Source organism: Sphaerisporangium sp. NPDC051017, from assembly GCF_040683095.1.
Classification (GTDB): domain Bacteria; phylum Actinomycetota; class Actinomycetes; order Streptosporangiales; family Streptosporangiaceae; genus Sphaerisporangium.
In genome coordinates, this window is sequence record NZ_JBFBCI010000023.1 from 19,869 (window position 1) to 41,772 (window position 21,904).

A 21,904-nucleotide genomic window follows, 5' to 3' on the forward strand; every position below is an offset into this window, starting at 1 on the left:
GCTAGCCGCGGGCCCTCGCGGGGAACATCTCGAAGATTGCCCAGTTCGCGGCGCCGGCGGCGCCGCTGCGCAATCGGGAAGATGCCCGGCGAACGCGGCGGATGTGAGACTTGCCGGGTGATCGAATTCACTGCGGAGGGCTGATGACCACGGACATGTCGGCCATGGCCACCCGGGACGCCGAGGGCACCCGGAAGGCCAACGTCTACAGCGCCGAGGTGAGCGAGGTCTACGACCTCGTCTACCTGGGGCGGGGCAAGAACTACGCGCACGAGTCCGCCGTCGTCACCGAGCTGGTGCGCGCCCGCCGCCCCGGGGCGGCCTCGCTGCTGGACGTGGCCTGCGGGACGGGGGAGCACCTGCGGACGTTCCGGCTCATGTTCGACGAGGTCGAGGGCGTCGAACTGTCCCCGACGATGCGCGCGGCGGCCAGGGGGAAGGTGCCCGGCGTGGCGGTCCACGACGGGGACATCCGGCGGTTCGACACCGGCCGGACCTATGACGCGGTGTGCAGCCTCTTCGGCACGGTCGGCTACATGACCGACACGGCGGAGCTGGAGGCGGCGGTGGGCCGCATGGCCGCTCATCTGCCGACCGGGGGGGTGCTGATCGTCGAGCCGTGGTACTTCCCCGCCAGGTTCATCGACGGCCACATCGCCGGCGACTTCGTACGCGGCGCGGACCGTACGGTGGCGCGGGTGGGGCGGATGGCGCGGACCACGGGCTCCACCGTCCGGCAGGAGTCGCACTGGTCCGTGGCGGACGCGACAGGCGTACGCCACTTCGACCAGGTCCAGATCTTCACCCTGTTCGAGCCCGCCGACTACACGGCCGCGTTCCGGCGCGCGGGCTGCGACGCCGAGTACATCGACAGCGGGGACATCGGGGACGGCCGTGGGCTCTTCGTCGGCGTCCGGCACTGAACGGACCGGACGGAGCGCGCCGATGATCCCGCTGCTCAAGGCCGCGATCGGACCGGGCACCCTGGACCGGATCGCCGACGTGCTGCGCACCGGCATGATCGGGCACGGGCCGGTGGTCGAGGAGTTCGAGGCGGCGCTGGGCGCGCGTCTCGGGAACCCGTATGTGGCCACGGTCAACAACGGCACCTCGGGCCTGCATCTCGCGCTGCGGCTGGCGGGCGCGTCCGGCACCGGCGACGGACGGGAGGCCGGACCGGACGCCGCCCGGGACGAGGTGCTGAGCACGCCGCTGACCTTCGAGGCCACCAACTGGGCCGTGCTGGCCAACGGGCTGCGCCTGCGCTGGGTCGACGTGGACCCGGCCACGCTCAACCTCGACCTCGACGATCTCGCGAAGAAGATCTCACCGGCCACCCGCGCCATCGTCATCGTCCACTGGGCCGGGTATCCGGTGGACCTGGACCGGCTGCGGGAGATCCTCGACGCGGCCGAGGCCGCGCACGGCTACCGGCCGGTGGTCGTCGAGGACTGCGCGCACGCCTGGGGGAGCACCCTTCGCGGCCGTCCGGTGGGCGGTGACGGCGAGAACATCTGCGTGTTCAGCTTCCACGCGACCAAGCACCTCGGCACCGGCTGCGGGGGCATGCTCACCCTGCCCGACGAGCGGTCGTACGAGCGCGCCCGCAGGCTCCGCTTCTTCGGCATCGACCGGCGGGCCGACCGGGTCAACGGCAACTACGACGTGCCCGAGTGGGGCTACAACTTCTACCTGGACCAGATCAGCGCCTCCATCGGGCTGGCGAACCTGGAGACCGTCGACGAGCGGGTGGAACAGCACCGCCGGAACGCCGCGTTCTACGACGCGGAGCTGGCCGGCGTACCGGGACTGGAACTGACCGCGCGGGAGCCGGACCGGGAGTCGTCCTGCTGGCTGTACCCGGTCAAGGCCGAGGACCGGCCCTCGTTCATGCGGAAGATGAACGACGCGGGGATCATGGTGAGCATGCTGGTCCGGCGCAACGACACGCACGGCGCCGTGCGGGACGTCGCGGATCCGGCGCTGCCCGGCCTGGACGCCGTGCACGACCGCATAGTCCACATCCCCGTCGGCTGGTGGCTTTCCGAGGCCGATCGCGCGCATATAGCGGACACGATCAAATCCGGCTGGTAATTCCCTTCTCTTTGCGTGCGCACTCAGCGAGTGTTGTCACAAAGCATTCATCGGGCCTTGAATTCGACGTACATTTGACTGAGAGCGGCGAGCGCGCGACCATTTGCCCGCGCGATTCCCGGGCCACCCGAGCATGTCATGGCGGGAAATCTGATTGGTGTGATCACCGTTCGTGCCGTGCCGGGTGGAGACGGCGAGCAGGCCTTTGCCCCGGGTGGCGGTGTCGTAGGTCCACGAGGTCGGCAGGCGCCCGGTGACGGAGCCTTCACGTGTCCCGGTCTTGCGGCCGGGCCCGTCGTAGTCGTGAAAGTCGTCTTACCTCGCGCATCGGTGCTCGAGACGAGCCGATCGAGGTCATCGTAAGCGAGGATGGTGTCACCCTTGTCAGGGTCGGCGGCCTCGGTTTTCCTGACACCCAAAACTCTGCGCCGCGGCAAGGGCGCGGACCAGGCTTTTGACAGGCAGTGGACTGCAGGCCGTTTTCCGCTTCCTTCCAGCGCGAACCCCTCGGGAAAACAGCACACCTAAAGGTGCGCCGGAAATTCGTGGATGTGACGCTGACGACATGCCCAATTGGCCCACGAAACCGTGAGGACTCGCATAGCGATGGGTGTCGACACCACTATTTTCGAGCACCATCTCGCCGGCCCGCCGGAGCCTGGCCTCACCCCCGAGGACGTGGTCGCCAGGGCCGAGGCGATGATCCCCGAACTGGTCGAGCGCCAGGGCGAGACCGAGCAGCGCACGTACTACGGCGAGGACGTCCACGAACGCTTCTCCGAGGCCGGCTTCTACCGGATCCTGGTGCCCCGCCGGTACGGCGGCTACGAGTTCGGGATCGACACCTTCGTCCGCGTGGCGATCAACCTCACCAGGGGCTGCCCGTCGGCGGGGTGGATGTTCTGCCTGGGGGCCTCGCACGCGCTGGCGGCCGCCACGATCTTCGACGAGCTCACGCAGGAGGAGATCTTCGCCTCCGGCGAGTTCATCTGCCCCGCGACCGTCGTGCCCGGCGGGACGGCCGAGCGCACGGCCGACGGGGACTGGCTGATCAACGGCACCTGGGGCTACTGCTCCGGCTCGCCGTACGCCTCGCACTTCATGGGACACGCGATGGTCTCCCCCGAGGACGGGGGGCCGCCCGAGCCCATGCTGTTCATCGCCCCGCGCAGCCAGTGGACCCGCCTGGACGACTGGGGGCAGGCTCTGGGGCTGAAGGGCAGCGGGTCGCACAGCATCCGCATCGTGAACGGCCGCGTCCCCGACCGCTACACCATCAAGGGCCACATGAGCCAGATCGACGTCACCGGGGGGACCCCGGGGCGCTCGCTCCACGGCCCCGAGTACGGGGGCGGGCAGCTCAGCTTCATGGTCATGGAGGACGCGCTGCTCGCCGTCGGCATGGCCAAGGGCGCGCTCGACGCGTACGAGGACCTCATGCGCACGCGGACGACGCCTTTCCCGCCCATCGTGACACGTAGCGAGGACCCGGATTTCCAGCTCACGTACGGCAAGGCCGCCGGTCTGATCGCCACGGCGGAGGCGGCGACCATGGACGTGGCCCGGCAGTGGCGCGAGGCGAGCGCCCACGGCGCGTCAGCCGTCACCAAGGAGCACGAGCTCGGCCTGGCCGGGATCTGCAGCGAGGCGGTCGCGCTGTGCTGGCGGGCGGTCGAGTCGTACCTGTTCCCCACTGCGGGTTCGAGCGCCGTGCGCGGCGGCGAGCGCATCGAGCGGGTGTGGCGGGACATGTCGATGTTCGTCACGCACGCCGGGGTGTCCACCTACCTCGCGAAGATCGCCAAGCGCGATCTGGCCAAGGCCCGGTTCGGGCTCGAATAGCGGAAGGAATCCAATGACCGACCTTCAGGACGCGCCACCCGTCGAGCACGCCCGGCCGAAGACCCGCCCGATGACCGGCGCGGAGTACATCGAGAGCCTGCGCGACGACCGGGCCATCTACCTGTACGGCGACCGCGTCAAGGACGTGACCGCGCACCCGGCGTTCCACAACCCGATCAGGATGACCGCCAGGCTCTACGACTCGCTGCACGACCCGGACCGGCGGGACGCGATCGTCGCGCCCACCGACACCGGCAGCGACGGCTACACGCACAGCTTCTTCACCACGCCCCGCAGCGCCGAGGACCTGGTGGCCAACCAGCGGGCCATCGCCGCATGGGCGCGGATGAGCTACGGCTGGATGGGCCGCAGCCCCGACTACAAGGGGGCCTTCCTCGGCACGCTCGGCGCCAACGCCGAGTTCTACGAGCCGTTCGCCGACAACGCGCGGCGCTGGTACCGGGAGTCGCAGGAGAAGGTCCTGTTCTGGAACCACGCGATCGTGCACCCGCCCGTGGACCGCGGCCGGTCGCCGGACGAGGTCGCCGACGTCTTCGTGCACGTGGAGAAGGAGACCGACGCGGGCCTGGTGGTGAGCGGCGCGAAGGTGGTGGCGACGGGCTCGGCGCTGACCCACTACAACTTCATCGCCCACTACGGCCTGCCGATCAAGGACAGGAAGTTCGCCCTGGTGGCGACCGTGCCGATGCACGCCCCCGGGCTGAAGCTGATCTGCCGCCCGTCCTACTCGGCCGCGGCGACCGTCATGGGCAGCCCGTTCGACTACCCGCTGTCCTCCCGGCTGGACGAGAACGACACCATCCTCGTCCTGGACAAGGTGCTCATCCCCTGGGAGAACGTCTTCATCTACGGCCACCTCGGCAAGGTCCAGCTCTTCACCGGCCGCTCCGGCTTCCCCGAGCGCTTCACCTTCCACGGGTGCACACGCCTGGCCGTGAAGCTGGAGTTCATCGCCGGCCTGCTGGCCAAGGCGGTGGAGATCACCGGCACCAAGGACTTCCGCGGCGTGCAGAGCCGCATCGGCGAGGTGCTGGCCTGGCGGAACCTGTTCTGGGGGCTGTCGGACGCGGCCGCGCGCAACCCTGTGCCGTGGACGAACGGCGCGGTGCTGCCCAACCCCGAATACGGCCTGGCCTACCGCTGGTTCATGCAGATCGGCTACCCGCGGGTCAAGGAGATCATCGAGCAGGACATCGCCAGCGGCCTGATCTACATCAACTCCAGCGCCGAGGACTTCAAGAACCCCGATGTGCGGCCGTACCTGGACAAGTACCTGCGGGGCTCCGGCGGCATCGACTCGGTCGAGCGGATCAAGGTGATGAAGCTGCTGTGGGACGCCGTGGGCACCGAGTTCGGCGGGCGGCACGAGCTGTACGAGCGCAACTACGCGGGCAACCACGAGAACACGCGCGTGGAGCTGCTGTCGGCGCAGACGGCGAGCGGCCAGGTGGACGGGTACAAGGCGTTCGTCGACAAGTGCCTGAGCGAGTACGACCTCGACGGCTGGACGGTCCCCGACCTGTCCTCGTTCGAGCAGCTGCGGCAGGCCAGGGCAGGGCTGCACGACTTCTGACCCGCCGCCGCGGGAAGGCGCTGGGAGGCTCGCCCTCCCAGCGCCTTTTCTGTCGTAGCGGGCCACCCCGGCCTTGCCGCCGCAGGAAGGCACCCGGCTTTCCCGTCGCAGGAAGGCGCGTGCCCTGGCCTTCCCTTCATACGAGAGCGCCCCCGGGGTCGTGTTCCCGGGGGCGCTCTGGTATGGCCGGAGAATCAGCGGAGGGCGACGTCGGCCTGCTCGACGGCGGCCAGGAACTCCCCGCGGGAGATCGCGGCGGCCACCAGCTCGATGTCGTCGGACATGAAACGGTCCTCGTCCACGGCCGGCACGAGGGAGCGCACCCTCTCGTACGTGGCCAGCCCGGCCGGGCTGAGCCGGTCCTGGCGGCCCGACAGGTCCACGGCCTGGGCCGCGGCGAGGAACTCCACCGCGAGGATCCTGGTGTTGTTCTGCAGCACCCTGCGCGCGTTGCGGGCGGCGATCAGGCCCATGCTGACGACGTCCTGGTTGTCGCCGTTGGACGGGACGCTCTGCGTGCTGGCGGGCCCGATCGTCCTGTTCTCCGCGACCAGGGCGGTGGCGGGGTATTGCGCTCCGGCGAACCCGCTGTTCAGCCCGGGATCGCCGGCGACGAGAAACTCGGGCAGGCCGTTGCTGAGATGGCGGTTCAGCAGCCGGTTGGTCCGCCGCTCGGAGAAGACGCCGAGCTGGGTGAGCGCGATGGTGAGGTAGTCCATGACGAAGGCGACCGGCTGGCCGTGGAAGTTCGCGCCGTGGAAGACCTCCTTGCCCTCGAAGACGAGGGGATTGTCGTTGGAGGAGTTGAGCTCGATGTGCAGCGTGGTCGCGGCGTGGTAGACGGTGTCCCTGACGGCGCCGACGACCTGCGGGATGGCGCGCAGCGTGTACGCCTTCTGCAGGTAGACCTCGGTCCGGTGGACGCCGTGCTCCGCGGATTCGTCCTCGTCGTTGCGCCGGCGGCGCGGCGGCTCCCTGTCCTTCAGTGCCGACTGGCGCAACGGGTCGGCGCTGAGCGCCTGGCGCAGCTCGCTGTGTTCAACGGCCAGGCCACTGCCGTTCAGCAGGGCCCGCATGTTGGCGGCGACGTCGATCTGCCCCTGGTGCGGGCGGGCGATGTCGTGCCCGTCGGCCACGAACGGGCTGGTCGAGCCCTGCAGCACCTCGCAGATCAGCGCGGTCACGATCTCGGCCTGCCGCACCTGGTCCAGGGCCCGCGTGACGAGCAGGCAGCCGAGGCCGGTCATCGCCGAGGTGCCGTTGATCAGCGCGAGCCCCTCTTTGAACCGCAGTTGCAGCGGCTCGATGCCGTACTCGCGCAGCACCCGCCCGGTCTCCACCCGCTTGCCGTCCCGCAACACGTACCCTTCGCCGATCAGCGTCGACGCGACGTGCGCCAGCGGCGCCAGGTCGCCGCTGGCGCCCAGCGACCCGATCTCGGGGATGGCGGGCGTGATGCCCAGGTTGAGGTAGAGCGCCAGGCGTTCGAGCAGTTCCGGCCGCACCGCCGAGTAGCCCTTGGACAGGGCGTTGAGCCGGGCGGCGAGAACCGCCCGCGCCTCGTCCTCGGCGAAGATCGGGCCGACGCCGGCGCTGTGGCTGCGGACCAGGTTGGTCTGGAGCCGCACCTCGTTGGAGGTGTCGACGAGCATGTAGATCATCTCGCCGTAGCCCGTGGTCACGCCGTAGACGGGGATGCCGCGCGCGATGATGTCCTCGAACAGCCGCCTGTTCGCCGCCACCTTGGCCAGGGCGGAGGGGGCGACGCCACAGGTGATCTCGTTCTCGGCGATCAGCCGCACTGTCGGGACATCCAGGCTCTCCCCATCGAAGTCGACTGACGTTGAGGTCTCAACCAGTGTCATATCACTCACCCGCCATAGATTGGTTGACTGCATCGGTGGAAAGCGCGTGCGCGTTGACCTGGGCGGCCAGGCCGCCAGGAGTCGGGTCGGCGAAGAACTCCCAGAGCGGCACTTCGACGCCGAACCTCTCGCGGACGCGGTCGAGCAGACGGGGCACCATCAGCGAGTGCCCGCCGGCTTCGAAGAAGGGGTCGCTGTCGCTGTCCAGCTCGGTCCCCAGAACGTCTGACCAGATGGCGGCCACTTCCAGCTCCACCGGGGTGCTGGCGGCGCCGCGCGGCCCGTCGGTCACGAGCGCCGGCAGCCCGCGCCGGTCGATCTTGCCGCCCACGTTCCGCGGCAAGGCGCTCACCGTCCTGACCGACAGCGGCAGCTCGCTCTTCCCGAACCGGGCGCGCAGTGCGGCCCGCAGGTCGGCGGCCCGCACCTCCGCCTCGCCCGCCTGCGTGCGCCGCGGCACGACGTAGGCCACCAGGCGGGTGACCCAGCCGTCGGGGCCGTTCACCGGGACGAGCGCGCACTCGGCGACCGCCTCGTGCCGGCTCAGCGCGGCCTCGACCTCGGCCAGCTCGACGCGGGTGCCGTGGAACTTGATCTGGGAGTCGCCGCGGCCGCGGAACTCCAGCAGGCCGTCCCACCGCATGCGGCCCATGTCGCCCGTGCGGTAGAAGCGGCCGTAGCCGGTCCCGGACGCCTGGAGGTGGTCCACCGGTTCAAAGGCCCGCGTGTCCTCGCCGTCGCCGGTGTACCCCAGCGCGACGTACGGGCTCCTGACCACGATGTGCCCGGTGACGCCCGGCGGGCAGGGCCGGCCCCAGTCGTCCAGCACCACGACCTGCCGGCCGGGGATGGACCGGCCGATGGGGGTCATGCCGTGCACCGGGCCGGAGACCTCGTACCAGGTCGCCAGGATCGTCTCCGTGGCGCCGTACAGGTTCGCCAGCCGCACGGCGGGCAGGTACGCGCGCAGGTCGTTGGCCAGCTCGCCGGACAGCGGCTCCCCCGCGAGCAGCAGGCAGTTGAGCGCGAGCCGCTCCGTGGCGCCGTCGGCCCTGACCGCGTCGAGGAGCTTGCGCGCGAAGCTCGGGACGGTCTGGAGCAGGGTGATCCGTTCGTCCGCGAGCCAGCGGACCATCTTCTCCGGGTTGGCCCTGATCCGCTCGGGCACCGGGCACAGCGTCGCGCCGCCGACCAGCGCGGCGAACGTCTCGCACAGCGCGGCGTCGTAGCCGGGCGCGGCCCACTGGGCCACTCTGGCGCCGGGCCGCATCCGGAACTCGGCGGCCAGCCAGGTGGCGAACTGCGCCAGGCTGCCGTGCGACTGGATGATTCCCTTGGGCTTGCCGGTCGAGCCCGAGGTGTAGGCGATGTAGGCGGGCGCGGTGGTCGTCGGGCAGACGGGGGCGACCGCCTGGCCCGGCGGGTCCAGGGCGGCGACGTCGATGACCGTGCCGGCCAGCTCCTCCTCGTACCACCTGACCAGGCCGTCCCCGTCCGCGGGGCCTTCCACCAGCAGGCAGGCGGGCCGCAGCTCGGCCAGCACGGCCTTGCCGCGCTCGCCCACGTCGCCGGTGCCGAGGCAGGTCAGCCGCGCCCCGGCGCCGAGCACGCCCAGCGCGGCGGTGACCTGGGCCGGTCCCGCCGGCATCCGGACGACCACGGAGGCGCCCTCGACCCGGCCGATCGCGCGCAGGGCGGCGGTGACCGCGGCGGCGCGCCCGTCCAGCTCGCGGTAGGTCAGGCTGCCGCCCTGCCAGTCCAGCGCCACCGCGTCCGGCGCCCGCCCGACCCAGGCGCGCACCAGCTCGGGCGCGGAGGGCAGGAGGGGGTCCAGCACCGCCGTCTGGTCCGCCTCGCGCACCCTCCTGCGCGTGCGCGCGTGGTCCTCCAGCGGGATCTGGTCGGCGGGCAGGTCCGGTGCGCGCAGGGCGATGGTCAGGAACGTGCGGAGCTGGTCGAGGAGGAACTCGGCCGACTCCTCCTCGTACAGGCTGTGGCGGTAGGTGAGCGAACCGGCCAGCGTGGACCCGACGTGCTCCACCGCGAGGGAGAGGTCGGTCCTGACCGCGACGGAGCGCGGCCGCTCGGGCCGGACCTCGGCCGCGCCCAGCAGGGGCACGGGCTCGGCCTCGTCGCGGTAGTCGAACATCACGTCGCACAGCGGGATCTGGCGCGGATCCCGGTCCAGCCGCAGCGCCTGCACCAGGCGCTCGAAGGGCAGGCCGCGGTGCCGGTACGCCTCGTTCGCCACCCGCGCCACCCGGCGGACGGCCTGTCTGAAGGTGATCCCGCCGGAGAGGTCGGCGCAGAGCACCAGGTGGTTGCGGTACGGGCCGACGAGAGCGCCGCCCCGGACACTGGGCCGCGCGTTCACCGGAGTGCCGACCGCGACCCGGTCCTCCCCGCTGTGCCTGCGCAGCAAGCAGAGGAACGCGGCCAGCATGACCGCCGAGCGGGTGACCCGCTCCTCGCGTGCCAGCCCGGCGAGCGCGTGTGCCAGCGCGGACTCCCACTCGAACCGGACGACCCCACCGTGGAACGACGGCCCTTGGGGCCGGGGCCGGTCGGCGGGTGGCGCCGGTGACGCGGGCGGCGGGCTCAGCGTCCTGGTCCAATAGCCGAGCAGGCGGTGGAACTCGGGGGTGTGCGCCTGGTCGCGCTGCCAGCGGGCGTAGGAGGTGTACTGGATCCCGTTCGGCGGCGGCGCCTCCTCGGCCTCCTGGGCGGCGTAGCGGTCGGAGAGCTCGTCCAGCAAGGTCGCGACGGTCCACTCGTCCGCGACGGCCTCGTGCAGCCGCAGCACGAGCAGGTGGTCGCCGGCGCCCAGCCGCGCCACGGTGAGGCGGGCGAGCGGCCCCTCTTCCAGATCGAGCGGGGTACGCGCGAGGTCGGCGCAGAGCTGCTCGGCCGATGAGCCGGTGGCGCGGGCCTCCGTGAAGGCGTTCGGATGGCAGTCTGCGGCGATCTCCTGCACGGGCAGCCCGCCGACCTCCACGAGGGTGGTCCGCAGGATCTCGTGGCGGAGCACGACACTCCGCCACGCGGCCCGCAGCGCGGCCACGTCGAGCTCGCCGGTCGTTCGGTAGGCGCGAAACATTGTGTACGCGGGTGAATCCGGGACCAGTTTCTGCAGAAACCACGCCTGGTCCTGCAGCCACGAGGTCGCCGCTCTCTTAACACCGGACTTCCTCACCACGACATCGTCAGGTCGGGCCGCCGCGCGCGGCATCTCTTGACGTGCTGCGTTGCCTCGAGCCGGCAGGAAACAGCGGGCCGGGGACAACTTGCCGCCACCTTCCCGCCTTGTTCCGAGCAATCGGCGACCGCACTCTTGGCAATAAGAAGAAATCACTGGAATCGGCAATCCGGCGCACCGGGAATACGGCTGGGCGCGCGGAGAAAGGCAGTTGAATTCATGACGCTCATCACCACGGCGCGGTTCTCCGCCGGGAGCGCTTGATGGTGGCACTGGTCACCGGCGCGGCGGGCGGGTGACCCCGGGGTCGACCGACACCCCGATGCTCTCGGCGCTGTGGAGCGACCACGAGCGGGCGCTCCAGGCGTCGATCGAGGGCAGCCCCGGCGTGTATCGCACCGGCATCCTGCTCGGGAAGGTCGCCAGGCCCGCCGATATCGCGAAGGCCGTCGCGTTCCTGCTTTCCAGCAAGGCGAATCACATCGCGCTACGAGCGCGGAGGCCCCGGCGACCAGTGGGTCAGCGTGCTTTCACGGCCCCATACTCACCGTGTGCGGCGGCTGCCCGCATCTCCTGGATTGCACTCGTGGGGAAGTCCGCAATCCCGGAGGTGCACCGCGCCGGTCTCCCGATCGAAGCTCGATACCGCGAAACGAGCCGAACGGTTGGAGAATCGAGGTCCCGCTCATGGTCACGCAAGCCGTACCCGCCGGGCCACTGCACCGGCTGAACACCCGGCATCACAAGGCGGCTCTGACCGCCTATCTCGTCGTGGTCCTGGCCCACTGGGCAGAGCACGTGGCCCAGGCCGTCCAGGTCTACGTGCTGGGCTGGCCGCTGAAGGAGGCGCGCGGCGTGCTCGGCGTGCCCTTCCCCTGGCTGGTCACCTCCGAATGGATGCACTACGGCTACGCGCTGCTCATGCTGGCCGGGCTGCTCATGCTGCGGAGCGGCTTCACCGGCCGGTCCCGCGTGTGGTGGAACATCTCGCTGGGGATCCAGGTCTGGCACCACCTGGAGCATCTGCTTCTGCTCCTGCAGGCGATCACCGGGAACAACCTGCTCGGCCGCCCGGTGCCGACCAGCCTCATCCAGCTCCTCGTGCCGCGCGTGGAGTTGCACCTGTTCTACAACGCGATCGTCTTCGCCCCCATGGTGGTCGCGATGCTCCTGCACCGCCACCCACGGCCCGGCGAGCGCGCCGCCATGCGGTGCGCCTGTGCCGTGGCCCCCGCGTAGTGATGGCCCGGCGTTCTCCCGCCTTCACCGCCGTACTGACCCTCATCGCGGCGTTCCTGCTCTATCTGGCCGTGCCGAACATCGGCACGGCCGTTCGCGCGGCACGGGCCGACGGCGCGCCTGGAGTGTTCATCGCGCGGGAGCTGACGTGCGTGCTGCATCCCGGTCACGAGTCGTGCGTCTGGGTCGGCGAGTTCCGGTCCGACGACGGCTCGATCGGCAGGTCCGGCGTCGAGATGTACGGCAGCGACCGGCAATCGTACCGGGCCGGGGAGCGTACGCGGGCGGTGGACATCGGCCTCGCCGGCCGGGTCTACGGGCCCGGCGGGTCGAACGAGTGGGTGCTCACGGCTCTCATACTCGCGAGCGGGCTGGGGATCCTCCTCTGGCAGTACGGCGGTGCGCTGCGCCGCGCTACCGGCCGGCGGGAGCTCATCCCGAGGTCCTGATCCCCGGTTCAGGAGTCCTGGCCCGCGATACGGGCCAGGAGGGCGGCGAGCGGGCCCGGGGCGGAGACCATCGGCCAGTGCCCCGTCTCCAGCGTGTGGAAGTCCCAGGTCGGCACGGCCCGCATGGCGGACACGTCGGCCGCCAGCCGCCCGGCGAAGTGGTCCATGGTGCAGACGACGTAGCTGGCCCGCTGCCGCTCGAGCGGCCGGGTCAGCGTGGCCGGCTCGGCGATGGTGCGTCCAGGGTGCCCTATGAGGCGCTGGGCGAGCCACCGCGCCTGCGTGCGGGTCAGCCCCTGTCCCTCGCCCACGACCGTCGGGTCGGGGGCGGGCCAGCGGCCCTCGTTGTCGGCGATGAGCCGCAACTCCTGGGTCCGCTGGCGCTCGGGGAACGCGTGCAACATCGACCTGCCGTGGTGCGGCAGGAACCCCTCGACGAACACTGTGTGCGCGACCCGGTCGCGCGCCCGGTCGGCCACCTGCCCGGCCACGAGACCGGAGTAGCTGTGCCCGACGAGCACGACGTCGCGCAGGTCGTCCGCTTCCAGCAGCGCCAGCACGTCGTTGACATGCGTCTCCAGGCCGACGTCCGACACGTCGTCCTCGCCGGCGGCCAGGCCCCGCAGGGTGACCGCGCGGGCGTCGTGCCCGTGCGCTCGCAGCCGCCGCACGACCGGCTCCCAGACCCAGGCCCCCATCCAGGGGCCCGGGATCAGGACGAGCCCTCTCTTCACCGACGGTCACCTCCCTTCCCTCTCATCTGATCGAGGCTCTTCCACGGTGTCCACAGGTTCAGGTCCACATGTTCAGACGGCCCGCAGCACGCGCGAGCGCGCGGGCTGCGTCAAGAAGGGGGCCGGCTGCCAGCCGGTCACCTGGGATTCCACAACATTGACGCGCTGGGCGCCGGCGATCAGCGCCACCACGGCCACGTACCCCTCGCCGGGGTCCAGGTCGACGAAACGGAGGTTACCCGGCGGGATCTCCAGCGGCCAGCTGAGCAGCCTGGGAGCCTCCTCCGGGCGGCTGACCTCCAGCTTGTCCGGCGAGATGCGCAAGCCGTGCCCGGTGGCCTTGAGCGCCGCCTCCTTGCGCGTCCAAACCCTGGCGAACGCCTCATTTCTCTCCATCGGCGGCAGCGCGTCCATGGCCCGCAACTCACCCGGTGTCAGGGCACACCTGGCCAGATCATCCACGGGCGTCGAGGGAACGGCCTCGACGTCCACGCCCAGCGCTCCCACGCTCGTCATGGCGACCGCGACCCGGTCCCCCGAGTGGGAGACCGAGACGTGCAGCCGGCGGCCGGACGTCCTGATGTACGGCTTGCCGTGATGCCGGTTGCAGTCCGAGCAGCTCCGATCGACCACCACGTCCTCCGGCCGCACCCCTAGCTGGGTGGCGGCCGCAGTGCGCAGCAGCCAGGCTCCGGTGAGGAAGCGGCGGCGGTCGGGGTCGCGCCGGAACCTGGCGGCCCGCTCGAGCTCCGGGTCGCTGAGCACCGCGGACAGCGTCTCCACGGTCCGGTCCCCGGGTGTGGCCCACCAGACACGGCATTCTCCGGGGGCCAGCAGGGAAGCAATCATTGATTTCCTCCTTCAGCGGCTTCCTCTTCGTGATTTCTCGCGAGCAGCGTGCGGCAGGTCACCAGCTCCCAGTTGTCGACCTCGGGGTTGGTGAGGATCTCCGTGACCACGGCGCGCACCTGTGCGGTCGTCGTGGGCTCGTCCGTGCGCACCCGGATGACGATGTCTCCGGTGGCCTGGGTGAGGTCCTTGTGCCAGCGGCTCGGCAGTAGTGCCATGATGCGGATCCCGTCGACCGGCGAGCCGGGCATGGGGAGGCCGTGGGCCTTGCGCATCGTCAGCTGGATCAGCATGATTCGGGGGTCTCCGTCCTCGCGGGCTCCCCCGCGCTCCCCTTGGCGAACGTGCCGGGAAGCGCGGGTTCCGCGTTGTCGACCATGCTGTTCGTGTCCCACCTCCTAGCCATGGTCTCCGTTTGTCGCACTTCCCACTGTGCGACCCGCGCGGCAGGCGAACCAGAGCTCGGCGAGTCAGGAAGCTGCACGTGGACAGCCGCATGCTGTCAACGCCGCCCCGACGGCCGCATGCTGTCAACGCCGCCCGGAATCGAGCATGGAGGGTGAGGTCACCTCACCCTCCTCTCACACCACCGGACATGCGGGCTCGCATCCGGCGGTTCGTCAAGCCGTGGTTCTGAGCCTGCGCCAGGTATTCTGTAACCCCAGCAAACCCAGGTCATCCCACGCCCGGACAAGCTTGAGGACCTTGCGATCGGCGACCTTGCGCGCCACCCGCGCCATCAAGATGTCGAAGTCGACCCTGTCGAAGAACCGGTCAAGATCAACATCCACGACCACCTCAGACCGTCATCAATCGCCCGCCGCGCGACCCGCATCGCCTGATGCACACCATGCGAAAGCCCCGCGGGTGCGGCCCGCGGGGCTCTCCGAGTGGCGTCGCCGGTGTTCTACAAGGGCACATTCCCGTGCTTGCGCGGGGTCGCGTGCTTGCGCTTGTCGCGTAGCATGGCCACCCCGCGGGCGACGACCGAGCGCGTCTCCACGGGGTCGATCACGTCGTCGACCAGCCCGCGCTCGGCCGCGTACGTGGGGTTGACCAGTTCGCTGGTGTAACGGGCCACGAGGTCCGCGCGGAGCATGTCGGGATCGCTCGCGGCGGCCAGTTCCCTGCGGTAGATGACGTTCACCGCGCCCTCCGCGCCCATCACGGCGATCTCGTTGGTGGGCCACGCCAATGACAGGTCCGCGCCGATGGAGCGGGAGTCCATCACGATGTACGCCCCCCCGTACGCCTTCCTGACGATGATCTGGATGCGCGGGACCGTCGCCTCGCAGTAGGCGTACAGCAACTTGGCCCCGTGCCTGATGGCCCCGGCGTGCTCCTGGTCGGTGCCGGGCAGGAAGCCGGGCACGTCCACGAGCGTCACCAACAGGATGCCGAAGGCATCGCACGTCCTGACGAAGCGCGCGGCCTTTTGCGAGGCGGCCACGTCCAGCACGCCCGCGAGCACCATGGGCTGGTTACCGACGACGCCGACGACCTCGCCGTCGATTCTGGCGAACGCGCAGATCACGTTCGGCGCCCAGGCGCTGTGCACCTCCAGGTAGTCGCCGTCGTCCACGAGCTCGGCCAGCACCTGGCGCATGTCGTAGGGCTTGTTCGGCTCGACGGGGACGATCTCCGCCAGCCTGGGCCGCAGGTCGTCGACGGCGCCGCGCGACGGCAGGGCCGGCGGGCGGCTCATGTTGTTGCTCGGCAGCATCGAGACGAGGTAGCGGACGTCGGCCAGGCAGCTCTCCTCGTCGTCGTGCACGAACGCGGCCAGCCCGGAACGGGTGCCGTGCACCTGAGCGCCGCCGAGCTGGGCATGGGAGACCTGTTCGCCGGTGACCGCCTCCACCACGTCCGGCCCCGTCAGGTAGAGCTGCGCGGTGTCCCGCACCATGAACGTGAAGTCGGCCAGGGCCGCCGAATAGGCCGCCCCTCCGGCGCACGGGCCGAGCACGACGCTGATCTGGGGGATCACTCCGGATGCCGCCACGTGGCGCTGGAAGATGCCCCCATACCCGTTGAGCGACATCACCCCTTCCTGGATCCTGGCGCCGCCGCTGTCGTTCAGCCCGATGAACGGGGAACCGGTGGACAGCGCCAGATCCATCACCTTCTGGATCTTCAACGCGTGCGCCTCGCCGAGCGAGCCACCGAAGACGGTGAAGTCCTGCGCGTAGACGAACACCCGGCGGCCGTCGATCGTGCCCGATCCGGCGATCACGCCGTCCGTGTGGGGACGCTGCCGTTCCATGCCGAGCCCCTGCGCCCGGTGCCGGCGGAGCATGTCGAGCTCGAAGAAAGACCCCTCGTCGAGCAGCAGCTCCAGCCGCTCGCGCGCGGTGCGCTTGCCGAGCGAGCGCTGCCGGGCCACGGCCTGCGGGCGTCCCTGCGCGACCGCCTCGCGCAGGCGCTCGCGCTCCTCACGCAGCCGGTTCATGGACGGAGGCGGCGACTGGACCGCCTCGTCAAGGGCTTCCACGGACGGCATCGCGGCGGTGTCGAGTTCCGAGATGCTCATGATTTCCCTCCCTCGGATCCCTCTTCAGTTCCTCCAGTCAATGGTCAGTGGCCGTTTCCTGTCACCTCCTGCTGTGCGGGGACACGGGGCCGTGGCAGGAAGCGGAAACCGGCGTGCAGCTTGCTGCCTGCGAAAAGCCTGGTTCGAGCCCTTGCCGCCTAGCAAAATTGGAGGTGCGAAGGAAAACGCAAAACAAACACTCGCTCCTGAAGAAAGAGGCAGTGTGATGGCGAACAAGACGATTATCCAGACGACTTTCAACAACGTTGCCGAGTGGGCCGTCGCAATTGTCGCCGTCGCCGCGGTGCTCACCTCGGGCGCCGCCGCCGTCCAGGCAGTGGGCAACTTGACCGGGAACGGGGCGGTGGCCGACGGCAACACCTGGCCTGCCGCTGCGGCCGATGGCAACACCTGGCCCGCGCCGGTCGCTGACGGCAACACCTGGCCCGCGCCGGTGGCCGACGGCAACACCTGGCCGGTTGTGGACCCCGACGGCAACACCTGGCCGAAGCCCGCGAGCGCCTGACGCCGCTCGCCTCCCCGATTTGCGGAAATTGAATACAGAAAAGGAGGTGACCGCAACCGACATCTCAATCAATCGAACACCACCCAGGAAATGAGCAACAGAGACGAGGACCGAAATCAAAAACCCGCGACCACCGGTCGCGGGGTTCACGCTGTGCGCGGACAGCGAAGAAAGCGATCAGATCCAGTTCTCCTCCTTGGCGCGCAGCGCGGCCTGGAAGCGGTTGACGGCTCCCAGCCGGGCCATGAGGTCGGCGACGTAGCGCCGGTAGGTGCGCACCGAGATGTCGAGTTCGCGGGCGGCGATCTCGTCCTTGTCCGCCGTGGCCATCGCTTCCAGGACGCGCTGCTCCATCTCCGTCAGCACCGGCTGCTCGTCCGGCGGGTCGATGTAGGTGCGCACGTCCACGGCCGAGTTCCACAGGCCCTCGAAGTAGCTGTAGAGCTGGGAGACCAGGCCGGGCTCCCGTACGAGCAGGGCGCCCTTGGAGTTCTGCTTGGGGTCGATCGGGACGACGGCGACGCTGCGGTCGTACATCAGCATGCGGTCCATCGGCTGCTCGGTGATGCGAATCTCCGCTCCAAGGCTGATCAGCTCGCGGAGGTAGGAGAGCATGTGCGGGTCATCGAGCGCCGAGGGGTGGAAGACCTCCTTCATCGCGAGCCCCCGGCGCAGCGAGCGGGTGTCGAGCGGCAGCGCCGACTCGATCATCACCTTGTTGAACGGGCCGCCGGGGTGCAGGCAGAGCGTCTCCTTGTACGAGAAGAAGGCGAGGTCGTCCAGGCGCTGGCGGACCCGCGCGCCGTTCTCCACGCGCTCGATGTCCAGCGCCGCACCGGTGCGCTCGCCCTCCTGCATGTCCTCGAGGAAGCCGGCGATGGCGTCCCGTGCGGCGAAGACCCGGCGGATCTCGGCGTTGAGCTCGTCGAGGCGCTTCTCCACGAGCCGCTCGATGGCGACTCGCGGCTCGGTGGCCACGACGCGGTGCCCGTCGGTGAGGTCGAGCATGGAGAGCTTGCCCAGCGTCTCCACGGCTGCTTCGACGGTGTCGGGGTCCATGGACAGGCTTTCGGGCAGCGAGCCGACGCCTTCACCCCGGTGCCGGAGGAAGTAGCGGTAGATCTCCTCCAGTTCGGGAGTGATACCGATGACTGTAAGGTCCATGGCCCACCTCCCGGCAGTCGGCATGTCGTTCCCGCGGAAGCTAGATCTTTTGTCCGACTTCAGCCCGCATATTGGCAATTATCTGCATTCGGTGGGCGCGGAACCTCTTGTGTCGTGCGCTGTGGCGTCCGCGGCCCAACTGAGCAATAACGCGGTTGCCGCCACTAGGGAATGGGGCACGGCAGCCTGGCGGGGACGGCGCGGTAGCACGCGGCTCCCGGGCACACGACCTTGACGATCACGCCGGTGCCGCCGGACTCGACCGCCACGGGCTCGTGACCGAACCGGCGGGCGGCGATCTCCGGCCAGCTCGACGGCCGCGGGTCACCCGGCTCACCGATGAGCGACGGCTCGGCGTCCACGCCCAGGCGCTCCAGGTGCGCGGCGTAGTCGCCCTCACGGTGCCAGACCGCGAAGCGGCGCAGGGCGTCGGTCAGCGCGAGCGCCGTCCATGGCTGCGCCTTCGCCGCCATCGCCCGCAGGAACGCCTCACCGACCGCGCTCCTGACCGTCCGGCCGGCCGCGACCCCCAGCGTGTCGCCCTCGCCGCCGACCATCACCATGGCGATCCTGACGTCGGGCCCGGTGAGCGCGAACGCCGACACCCGCAGCCCCAGCCCGGAGGCCGCGGCCATCACACCGGCGGGGAGCAGGCGGTCGAGCTGGGCCGAGACCCTCAGGAGCGGCTGCCGGCGCGGACTCGCCCACCAGCGCGAGACCACGTCGTGGGCGATGATCTCGGCGATGGCCTCGGCGACCCCGAGGTCCACGACGCCGGTCATGACGGGCTCCACCTGGGTCTCACGTTCACCCAGCCAAACGACCTCCGCAGGGAGCCGGTAGCGGTTCCCGCTCACCAGGCCGGTGCCGGGAACGAGGAGCCCCACCGCCTCCGGGGGGTCGGGCACGAAGTCGGCCAGCCGCAGCTCCCTGCCGCGCGGGGCGTCCGGACGGGCGGGCGAGTCGTACGGCAGCCGGTGCAACGGGTCGAGTGCGGTCGCCCGGGCGAGAGCCCTGGCCCTGGTCTGCGCCTCGTAACGGGAGAAACCGGCGACGACGGCTTCCAATCCGGAAGCCTGCGCGTACGCCAGGTGAACGGTGCCCCCGAGGCAGTCGGCCAGCTCCGCCACCACCCCCGGCACCGCTGTGGCCGGCCTCGAGCCCGCAGGCGTGGATCCCATCGCGTCTCCTCCGCGCTCGTCCCCGGCCGGGGCAGGCCCGGCGTGGGGGTGATCGGCACCGCGGCCGCCTCGCGCCGGCGGATACGGAGGGGGTCCGGTGCTGAGCGGACCGCGGGCCGAGCTTCCCCACCGGCCAGCATCGGGGCGATCCTCCGGATGCTGACCCATGCCCAGTACAGTCGCAGGTCGGCCGGGGCGTCAACGCTCGGCCCGCCATCCAGCAATCCCCAAGAAGCAGCCCACTGCCAGTGTTCGCGGCGCCACCGAGACAGCGGCGCATGGCAAGCACACGGGCGGGCCCATGGCACGCACAGGCGCAGCGCACGCCACGCATGAGACAGCCCGGCTCTGCACACGGACGCCCCGCCTCAGACAGGCGGACCCCATCCGCCACAGCACATGCCATCCACTACGACGCTGAAGAAACCCAGCGCGAACGAGTGACGGTCCTGTGTGCCTAGCTGCGGCTCGAATCGTGATCGGAGGTCGCCGCCGCGCCGTCCACGCCCGCGGCGTCCGCCTCCGGAGCGTCGAGCGCCTGGCGCAGAGCGTTCAGCGCGCGGGCGGTCTGGCTGCGGACCGTGGAGGACTCGTTGCCCATCTCGCGGGCGACGTCCTCGACGCTGCGGTCCTCCCAGAAGCGGAGGACGAGGGTGGCCCGCTGCCGCGGGCCGAGCCCGGCGAGCGCGTCTATCAGCGCCATGCGCTCGCTCACCAGGAAGTACGGGTCGGCGGTGGAGGCGGTCTCGGGCACCGCTCCGCTGAGGACCTCGCGCGACCAGCGCAACGTTCTGCGGTCGCTGATGAACAGCCGCCGCATGACCCGCCGCGCGTAGGCGCCGATCCTGTCGTGCCCTTCGAGGGTGCCCCAGTGCCTGTGGAGCGCGATCAGCGTGCGCTGGACCAGGTCGTCGGCCTCGTACCAGTCGTGTGACAGCTGGAAGGCGGTGCGCCGCAGCGCCGGTCTGGTTCTTCGGACGAAACGCGCGAAATCCCCGTCCTCTCGCGCTTCAGCCATTGTCCACACTCCAAGGACGCCGATCCGGCCCGTCCCGCGGGCGCCTCGGCATTGCCGCATTCGAAATGTTTGCCAGCCTCCCCAAAATCGGCCTCCGCATACGCGCGTCACAACCCCTTACCGGCCCCTGTGCCCTTATTCACCAGCCAACCCATACTCGCCTTCCTGCGACCCCTCTTTCCTCGCCCGGAGCAATAGAGATTCCATAATCAGGCGATGGCGATCGGGCAAGTCCCGGTGGTACCGTGTCCACTTGTCGGCGAACGTGGTTGCAGGGCATCACGGTCGGCGGCGACAAGTTCGGCTCTCGCGCCCCGGCCTCGAGAGCCGCGGCCGGCGCTCCTGCGACGTGCACGGCTTCGCATTCCGACGGCCACTTCACAACGGCACCCCTATTGCGCGGGGCCGTACCCCTATTTCCCCTGCGTACGACGGTCTGGCCGGACGGCGCGAACGTAAACTCGCGCAGTGAACAGCTCAATGACCGCCAGGGAACTCACCCACAGCGACCATATGGTCACCCAAAATTTCTTTCGAATTAATCGACGTCCCCATGCAGCATTCCACCACCTCCGCCGCGTGTAGCAGTAGGCAGCCGAAATCCATTCGATTGCGAATGCCCAGAATGCGCACCAGGGGTGATCGAGGAATCGTCACAATCTAGGAGAAGAATTCGGCCGCCAAAAGGGGGCGATCTTATCCGGGATTGCCCGACCCCCTCCTCAACCCGGGAGGACAAATGGACGACGTCATCGAGCGAGCGGTCATGCGGGTGATCGAGAGCATGCAGGAGAACCTCGGCGAGCAGCTCACGATCGACGACATGGCCCGCACGGCCATGTTCAGCAAGTTCCACTTCTCCCGCGTCTTCCAGCGGGTCACGGGGCTGTCGCCGGGCCGGTTCCTGTCGGCGGTGCGGCTACGCGAGGCCAAGCGGTTGCTCGCCACGACGTCGCTGAGCATCACGAACATCAGCCACCAGGTGGGCTACTCCAGCGTCGGCACATTCAGCTCGCGCTTCACGCACAGCGTGGGCCTGCCGCCCAGCAAGTACCGCCAGCACATGAGCATCACGGCGCAGGCACTCCAGGCCGGGCGGGACGCGCCGCCGGCCACCACGACGATGACCCTCAGCGGCACCGTCACCTCTCCGCTGGAGGACCAGCCGGTCTTCACCGGCCTGTTCCCCGACCAGATCCTCGAAGGGCGGCCGGTCAGCTACACCGTGATCAGCCGCCCGGGACCCTACCTGCTGGAGAACGTTCCCGAGGGCCGCTGGCACCTGATCGCGCAGTCCGTGGCCGCCGGCCGCGAGGACGCCATCCACCATCCGCCGCCCGGCGACGACGCGCTGTGCATCGCGCGGTCCGGGCCGATCGTGGTCGGCTCCGACGGCGGGGTGCAGCACGCGGACATCCGGCTCAAGCCCATGAGCCCGTTCGACCCGCCGGTCCTGCTCGCCCTGCGCGACCTGCTGTCGTCGGCGAACGGCCACGGGAGCTGATCGCGTACACGACGATCCGCGATCTCGGCCACCAGCAGGTGCGCACCTCCCGCTTCCGACCGTGGATCCGGCGGGCGAGCGCACGCAACTCCGTGGATGCCCTGCCTGCCGGCAGGCCG

At 70.1% G+C, this 21,904-nt stretch carries 19 protein-coding genes; 8 read left to right on the plus strand and 11 right to left on the minus strand.

The window, feature by feature from the left end; all coding sequences use genetic code 11:
- Positions 1–143 precede the first annotated feature (143 nt).
- From AB0M95_RS19720 to AB0M95_RS19735, 4 genes are all read left to right on the plus strand, one after another.
- Positions 144–923, plus strand: coding sequence for a class I SAM-dependent methyltransferase (locus tag AB0M95_RS19720; RefSeq protein ID WP_363766341.1), 780 nt, complete (start codon positions 144–146; stop codon positions 921–923).
- Positions 924–945: 22 nt separating this feature from the next.
- Positions 946–2,094 carry a DegT/DnrJ/EryC1/StrS family aminotransferase gene (locus AB0M95_RS19725; protein ID WP_363766344.1) on the plus strand — a complete coding sequence of 383 codons (1,149 nt, stop codon included), beginning with the start codon at positions 946–948 and terminating at the stop codon, positions 2,092–2,094.
- Between the two features lie 606 nt (positions 2,095–2,700).
- Positions 2,701–3,936, plus strand: coding sequence for an acyl-CoA dehydrogenase family protein (locus tag AB0M95_RS19730; protein WP_363766347.1), 1,236 nt, complete (start codon positions 2,701–2,703; stop codon positions 3,934–3,936).
- 13 nt (positions 3,937–3,949) lie between these two features.
- Positions 3,950–5,530 carry a 4-hydroxyphenylacetate 3-hydroxylase N-terminal domain-containing protein gene (locus tag AB0M95_RS19735; RefSeq protein WP_363766349.1) on the plus strand — a complete coding sequence of 527 codons (1,581 nt, stop codon included), beginning with the start codon at positions 3,950–3,952 and terminating at the stop codon, positions 5,528–5,530.
- A gap of 194 nt (positions 5,531–5,724) precedes the next feature.
- Here the strand turns inward: AB0M95_RS19735 and cmdF are convergent, their stop codons facing one another.
- The 3 genes from cmdF to AB0M95_RS19750 all read right to left on the minus strand — a co-directional run bounded on the left by cmdF (position 5,725) and on the right by AB0M95_RS19750 (position 11,062).
- Positions 5,725–7,395 (minus strand): tyrosine 2,3-aminomutase, encoded by a 1,671-nt coding sequence (gene cmdF / locus AB0M95_RS19740; protein WP_363766352.1) that lies wholly within the window; start codon positions 7,393–7,395, stop codon positions 5,725–5,727.
- Between the two features lies 1 nt (position 7,396).
- The gene (locus AB0M95_RS19745; protein ID WP_363766355.1) at positions 7,397–10,588 is read right to left on the minus strand and encodes an AMP-binding protein; all 3,192 of its coding nucleotides are present in this window, start codon (positions 10,586–10,588) and stop codon (positions 7,397–7,399) included.
- A 279-nt stretch (positions 10,589–10,867) separates the two neighbouring features.
- Positions 10,868–11,062 carry a hypothetical protein gene (locus AB0M95_RS19750; RefSeq protein ID WP_363766358.1) on the minus strand — a complete coding sequence of 65 codons (195 nt, stop codon included), beginning with the start codon at positions 11,060–11,062 and terminating at the stop codon, positions 10,868–10,870.
- Positions 11,063–11,278: 216 nt separating this feature from the next.
- Here AB0M95_RS19750 and AB0M95_RS19755 point away from each other — a divergent pair, with 216 nt between their 5' ends.
- Together AB0M95_RS19755 and AB0M95_RS19760 are read left to right on the plus strand one after the other, a co-directional pair.
- On the plus strand, positions 11,279–11,830 hold the full coding sequence (locus AB0M95_RS19755) for a hypothetical protein (RefSeq protein ID WP_363766361.1): 552 nt from the start codon (positions 11,279–11,281) through the stop codon (positions 11,828–11,830).
- Positions 11,831–11,832: 2 nt separating this feature from the next.
- Positions 11,833–12,279, plus strand: coding sequence for a hypothetical protein (locus tag AB0M95_RS19760; protein WP_363766364.1), 447 nt, complete (start codon positions 11,833–11,835; stop codon positions 12,277–12,279).
- A gap of 8 nt (positions 12,280–12,287) precedes the next feature.
- Here the strand turns inward: AB0M95_RS19760 and AB0M95_RS19765 are convergent, their stop codons facing one another.
- The 5 genes from AB0M95_RS19765 to AB0M95_RS19785 form a co-directional block, all read right to left on the minus strand.
- Positions 12,288–13,013 (minus strand): alpha/beta hydrolase, encoded by a 726-nt coding sequence (locus AB0M95_RS19765; protein WP_358522736.1) that lies wholly within the window; start codon positions 13,011–13,013, stop codon positions 12,288–12,290.
- Between the two features lie 72 nt (positions 13,014–13,085).
- Positions 13,086–13,862, minus strand: a complete 777-nt coding sequence (locus AB0M95_RS19770) for a 4'-phosphopantetheinyl transferase superfamily protein (RefSeq protein WP_363766367.1) — start codon at positions 13,860–13,862, stop codon at positions 13,086–13,088.
- The gene (locus AB0M95_RS19775) at positions 13,859–14,155 is read right to left on the minus strand and encodes a hypothetical protein (protein WP_363766370.1); all 297 of its coding nucleotides are present in this window, start codon (positions 14,153–14,155) and stop codon (positions 13,859–13,861) included. Before AB0M95_RS19775 ends, AB0M95_RS19770 begins: the two co-directional genes overlap by 4 nt.
- A gap of 327 nt (positions 14,156–14,482) precedes the next feature.
- Positions 14,483–14,653, minus strand: a complete 171-nt coding sequence (locus tag AB0M95_RS19780) for a hypothetical protein (protein WP_363766373.1) — start codon at positions 14,651–14,653, stop codon at positions 14,483–14,485.
- Between the two features lie 116 nt (positions 14,654–14,769).
- Positions 14,770–16,311: an acyl-CoA carboxylase subunit beta gene (locus tag AB0M95_RS19785; protein ID WP_363766533.1), complete on the minus strand. Its 1,542-nt coding sequence runs from the start codon at positions 16,309–16,311 to the stop codon at positions 14,770–14,772.
- A gap of 307 nt (positions 16,312–16,618) precedes the next feature.
- Between AB0M95_RS19785 and AB0M95_RS19790 the strand changes: the two genes are divergently transcribed.
- Entirely contained in the window at positions 16,619–16,918 is a 300-nt protein-coding gene (locus AB0M95_RS19790; RefSeq protein ID WP_363766376.1) for a hypothetical protein, read from the plus strand.
- A gap of 177 nt (positions 16,919–17,095) precedes the next feature.
- Here the strand turns inward: AB0M95_RS19790 and AB0M95_RS19795 are convergent, their stop codons facing one another.
- From AB0M95_RS19795 to AB0M95_RS19805, 3 genes are all read right to left on the minus strand, one after another.
- On the minus strand, positions 17,096–18,082 hold the full coding sequence (locus AB0M95_RS19795; RefSeq protein ID WP_363766379.1) for a helix-turn-helix transcriptional regulator: 987 nt from the start codon (positions 18,080–18,082) through the stop codon (positions 17,096–17,098).
- Between the two features lie 164 nt (positions 18,083–18,246).
- The gene (locus tag AB0M95_RS19800; protein WP_363766382.1) at positions 18,247–19,263 is read right to left on the minus strand and encodes a hypothetical protein; all 1,017 of its coding nucleotides are present in this window, start codon (positions 19,261–19,263) and stop codon (positions 18,247–18,249) included.
- Positions 19,264–19,720: 457 nt separating this feature from the next.
- Positions 19,721–20,281, minus strand: coding sequence for a SigE family RNA polymerase sigma factor (locus AB0M95_RS19805; RefSeq protein ID WP_363766385.1), 561 nt, complete (start codon positions 20,279–20,281; stop codon positions 19,721–19,723).
- Positions 20,282–21,020: 739 nt separating this feature from the next.
- Between AB0M95_RS19805 and AB0M95_RS19810 the strand changes: the two genes are divergently transcribed.
- On the plus strand, positions 21,021–21,785 hold the full coding sequence (locus tag AB0M95_RS19810; RefSeq protein WP_363766388.1) for an AraC family transcriptional regulator: 765 nt from the start codon (positions 21,021–21,023) through the stop codon (positions 21,783–21,785).
- The last annotated feature ends 119 nt before the right edge of the window (positions 21,786–21,904 follow it).